Origin of the sequence: Colwellia psychrerythraea, assembly GCF_000764225.1 — a bacterium.
GTDB classification, from domain to species: Bacteria; Pseudomonadota; Gammaproteobacteria; order Enterobacterales; family Alteromonadaceae; genus Colwellia; species Colwellia psychrerythraea_D.
Map to the genome: position 1 here is coordinate 1 of NZ_JQED01000018.1, position 3,373 is coordinate 3,373.

Consider the following 3,373-nt stretch of genomic DNA (forward strand, 5'->3'; position numbering starts at 1 on the left):
ATGAAAAGTATGTTATGTTTGTACATGCTAGCCTCCAATTTATATTGTTTAACACATATATTATGGCTCTGGCTTTGCTAACCCACGAATTTGGAGGCTAGCACCTCGTGGGGAGTCATTATGTCTATATTGATTTCAACGGATTGGAGTTTTCCTGAATGGGTATTGGTATTTTCTTTATTGCATTAGTTTCTATTTTCTTTGTGTATATGTATCGCAAAGGTAAAATTAACCGAAGAACTGAATTTATTAACTCGTATCGTTTCCCTATGGCTATACAGAGAAAGCTAGGTGAACAATACCCTGGCTTAAATAAAAAACAAATCAAACAGGTGTTAGATACATTAAAAGTATTCTTCCACATATCAAACAATAGGAAAAAGCATTCCATTGCAATGCCGTCTCAAGTCGTTGACTTTGCGTGGCATGAATTTATTTTATTTACAAAGAATTACCAAAAATTTTGTAGCACAGGGTTAGGATATTTTTTACATCATACTCCCACGGAAGCGATGGCTTCAGCAACGCAAGCACAAGAGAGCATAAAAAACGCGTGGAACTTAGCATGTGTACGCGAAGGTATTGATCCTAAAAACCCAAGTAAAATCCCTATGTTATTTGCTATAGATAATGAATTAAATATTGAAGACGGTTTTATCTATGTAAAAAACTGTAACTCTAAGAGTTCATCAACCTATGCCACAGGTTTTTGTGTAAACCATATCAATTGTTCAACTGGTACTAGCTCTGGTGTATCTTTAAGTGATGTTTTCGAAAGTGGTAACACAGACTCCGGTTGTTCAAGTTGTAGTAGTTGCGGTGGAGGTGATTAATCAATATAACAAGGGCATTCAAGTCGGACTGCTAACAGTTGGCCGGTTCCGCTTCGCTTCACATTTTAGCAAACTGTTTCTCGCCGCTTAATGCGGAGTTGGTATCATAAGGATTGTGTATTTTGAAAGTTTTATTCTCAATTTTAATAGTGGCATTTTTGATCATTCCCTCAAGTAGCTTTGCTAATGAACGTAAGAGTCATTCCCCTAAAAAATACGCGGTGAATAAACCACCAAAAACCATTAAAGTTTAAATATGACGGCAGGCAACATTGCTCTCAAATGAAAAGTTTCAAAGAAGCTAAATACTTCATTAAACATTGCCCAAATACGAAAATGGATGGTGATAATGACGGTATTCCATGTGAAGGTTATGAAAAAATATAGGCGCCAAAACCTATGACAAGGCGCTCAACAGGACAATTGACAGTTGGGGGAGTCCAATTATCTATACATTGTAGCAAACAATTTTTGCCCCTTAATGTGGGCGTTGGACACAAGGAGTTGTGGTGAATATATTACAAATCTCAATATTGGTTCTACTTATCACTATATCTGGCTGCTCTTCTAGACAAACTGCGAATGCAACTTGTGATTTTGTTTATGGGGCTGCTGAAAGTGAGCATGACCGGAAAGTAGAAAACAACTTACGAGGACGGAAACACGAAGCAGATAACGACGATATTTTAAATGGTCTATTTTCTATTTTATTTGGTACACTCGATCGTTCAATGCCCTCTAATGAAAAAAGCACCAAGTGCACATAACAAGCTGCTTAATAAGGGGAAAATCAAAATACAGTTGACTGTGTTTCGTCCCTCTACATTTTAGCCAACAATATTTGCCCATTCACGCGGGCGTTAAGTTTACAAATAAAGAAAGGAGTCTTTGTCATGTTTCCTCAATGTAAAAGTTGTTCCAAGAAAATATCGCTCAGTTGGTTTTTAACTGCTTTTAAATGGACTAAATATTGTTGTGTGAACTGTGGCTCTAAACACGAATTCACGACTAGGCATGGTTATATCGCAGGAATGTCAGGAGCAGCAACTGCTTTCTTTTATCCAATAAAGGAAAGCTCAATCCTCTATAGCCCTTTATTGTTTCTTTTAGTCGTTTTTACTGCTCTTGTACTTAGCAGTTTAATTCCTGGGCAGCACAGGTTAGTCGTCACTGAGGAATCGGTGAAACCATAAAGATAACAAGTAAATAAATTAGGACAAATAACAGGTAGTTTATATTCCTGCGACGCTTATTTTAACCAACAATTAATTACCTATTATCGTGGACGTTAACTGTATTTTAAGTATGTCAAATTCATTAAACTTTAGAGTAAAAGGATTTGTTTTGAAAAACTAATTCTACTCTTAACACTGTTTATTTCTTCTTTTGTTTCTGCCAATGAATCTTCTGGTTCAACTGCCGGAAAATAGCGGCTTAAATAGTAATTTTGATGGTTGTATTAACTGGAGAGTTAGTTATAGCACCATTTAGCTATATATTTTCGGCTATTGTAGGTAAGTTAACGTGGGGCTTACTAAGCCGAAGCTATAGCAGAAAAAACACCTAACAATTTTGCAAGCTATTATCAGCCTATTATTCGGCCGTAAGATCTACAGTGGATGTATGACTAAATTAACTATTATAAGGAAATAATTAGTGAACAATTTTAAATGTTTTTTAACTTGTTTTGTAAGCATGCTTTTAACCAGTTGTAATATTTTACCATTAGAGAAAGAAATAAAAAAAAACACTTTAGGTTTGAAAACTACAAACAAGAAGTTGGTACGCCTACAGAGTTTATTTATTTAATGTGTTACCTAAAAAGACCTACACGCTGGGCTGAACCTAAACAATACATAGAAGGAGAACATGAATTAGGGTTGAAGCCAATATTTCAACTTCACCTATGAATAACAAAGAGGCGTTTGTCTTTTTTAAAGTTAAATTGGATTCAGGAAAAAGTTATATGCTAAATAGAAAAATTGTAGGTGATAAAATTTCTATTTGGATTCAAGAGTCTGAGAGTGCTCTTAAAGTATCAAAGGTAATCTCTACAGATTTGAATATAGCGGCAATGGGTAAGAAAATTTTTCGTCAAAAACGATGCAAGGCAGGTTCTATATAGCCTGCATACCAAATAGGGAAATCAACAAAGAATAAAAGAGCTGCTTTAGCTTTTACTCTTTGTTAGCCAACGTTTGAGCCGCTCAGCAAAACATATTATGGTTAATATCACTCTATTAAATTTACACGGAAGTATTAATGCCAAAGACAAAAATAAAGGAAAATAACTCTAGTTTTGCAGAATTAATGTCTGCAGCATTTGCTAGTGGTTTTGCAACCTCAACAATAAATAACTTCGAAGTGAATTACAGTTTATTTCTGGCTACCTTTGATATTTTTCCTGCATTAGTGCATATTCTCATGCATCGCGATCACCTAATACCATCTAAGCCGATCACCTAATACCATCCATCGCGATCACTCAATACCATCGATGCCGATCACTTTTCGGTCAAAATGGTATTGAGTGATCGGCT

General features: G+C 35.5%; 5 protein-coding genes and 1 pseudogene. All 6 read left to right on the top strand.

Annotated features, from left to right (window positions below):
* Window positions 1–158: 158 nt before the first annotated feature.
* Window positions 159–833, top strand: a complete 675-nt coding sequence (locus ND2E_RS11405; RefSeq protein ID WP_033093784.1) for a glycine-rich domain-containing protein — start codon at window positions 159–161, stop codon at window positions 831–833.
* A 249-nt stretch (window positions 834–1,082) separates the two neighbouring features.
* Window positions 1,083–1,220, top strand: a pseudogene (locus ND2E_RS23485) (excalibur calcium-binding domain-containing protein); the annotation flags it as partial.
* Between the two features lie 122 nt (window positions 1,221–1,342).
* Complete coding sequence (locus tag ND2E_RS11400; RefSeq protein ID WP_033093785.1) at window positions 1,343–1,600, top strand: hypothetical protein; 258 nt, start codon at window positions 1,343–1,345, stop codon at window positions 1,598–1,600.
* Between the two features lie 126 nt (window positions 1,601–1,726).
* Window positions 1,727–2,026 (top strand): hypothetical protein, encoded by a 300-nt coding sequence (locus ND2E_RS11395; protein ID WP_033093786.1) that lies wholly within the window; start codon window positions 1,727–1,729, stop codon window positions 2,024–2,026.
* Window positions 2,027–2,739: 713 nt separating this feature from the next.
* Window positions 2,740–2,958: a hypothetical protein gene (locus tag ND2E_RS23315; protein ID WP_223303602.1), complete on the top strand. Its 219-nt coding sequence runs from the start codon at window positions 2,740–2,742 to the stop codon at window positions 2,956–2,958.
* A 137-nt stretch (window positions 2,959–3,095) separates the two neighbouring features.
* Window positions 3,096–3,299 (top strand): hypothetical protein, encoded by a 204-nt coding sequence (locus ND2E_RS11390; RefSeq protein ID WP_033093787.1) that lies wholly within the window; start codon window positions 3,096–3,098, stop codon window positions 3,297–3,299.
* The last annotated feature ends 74 nt before the right edge of the window (window positions 3,300–3,373 follow it).

What these genes read in the sequence shown, in the direction of transcription:
- ND2E_RS11390 (WP_033093787.1), top strand. Translation starts at nt 3,096, where the DNA reads ATGCCAAAGACAAAAATAAAGGAAAATAACTCTAGTTTTGCAGAATTA.
- ND2E_RS11405 (WP_033093784.1), top strand. Translation starts at nt 159, where the DNA reads ATGGGTATTGGTATTTTCTTTATTGCATTAGTTTCTATTTTCTTTGTG.
- ND2E_RS23315 (WP_223303602.1), top strand. Translation starts at nt 2,740, where the DNA reads ATGAATAACAAAGAGGCGTTTGTCTTTTTTAAAGTTAAATTGGATTCA.
- ND2E_RS11395 (WP_033093786.1), top strand. Translation starts at nt 1,727, where the DNA reads ATGTTTCCTCAATGTAAAAGTTGTTCCAAGAAAATATCGCTCAGTTGG.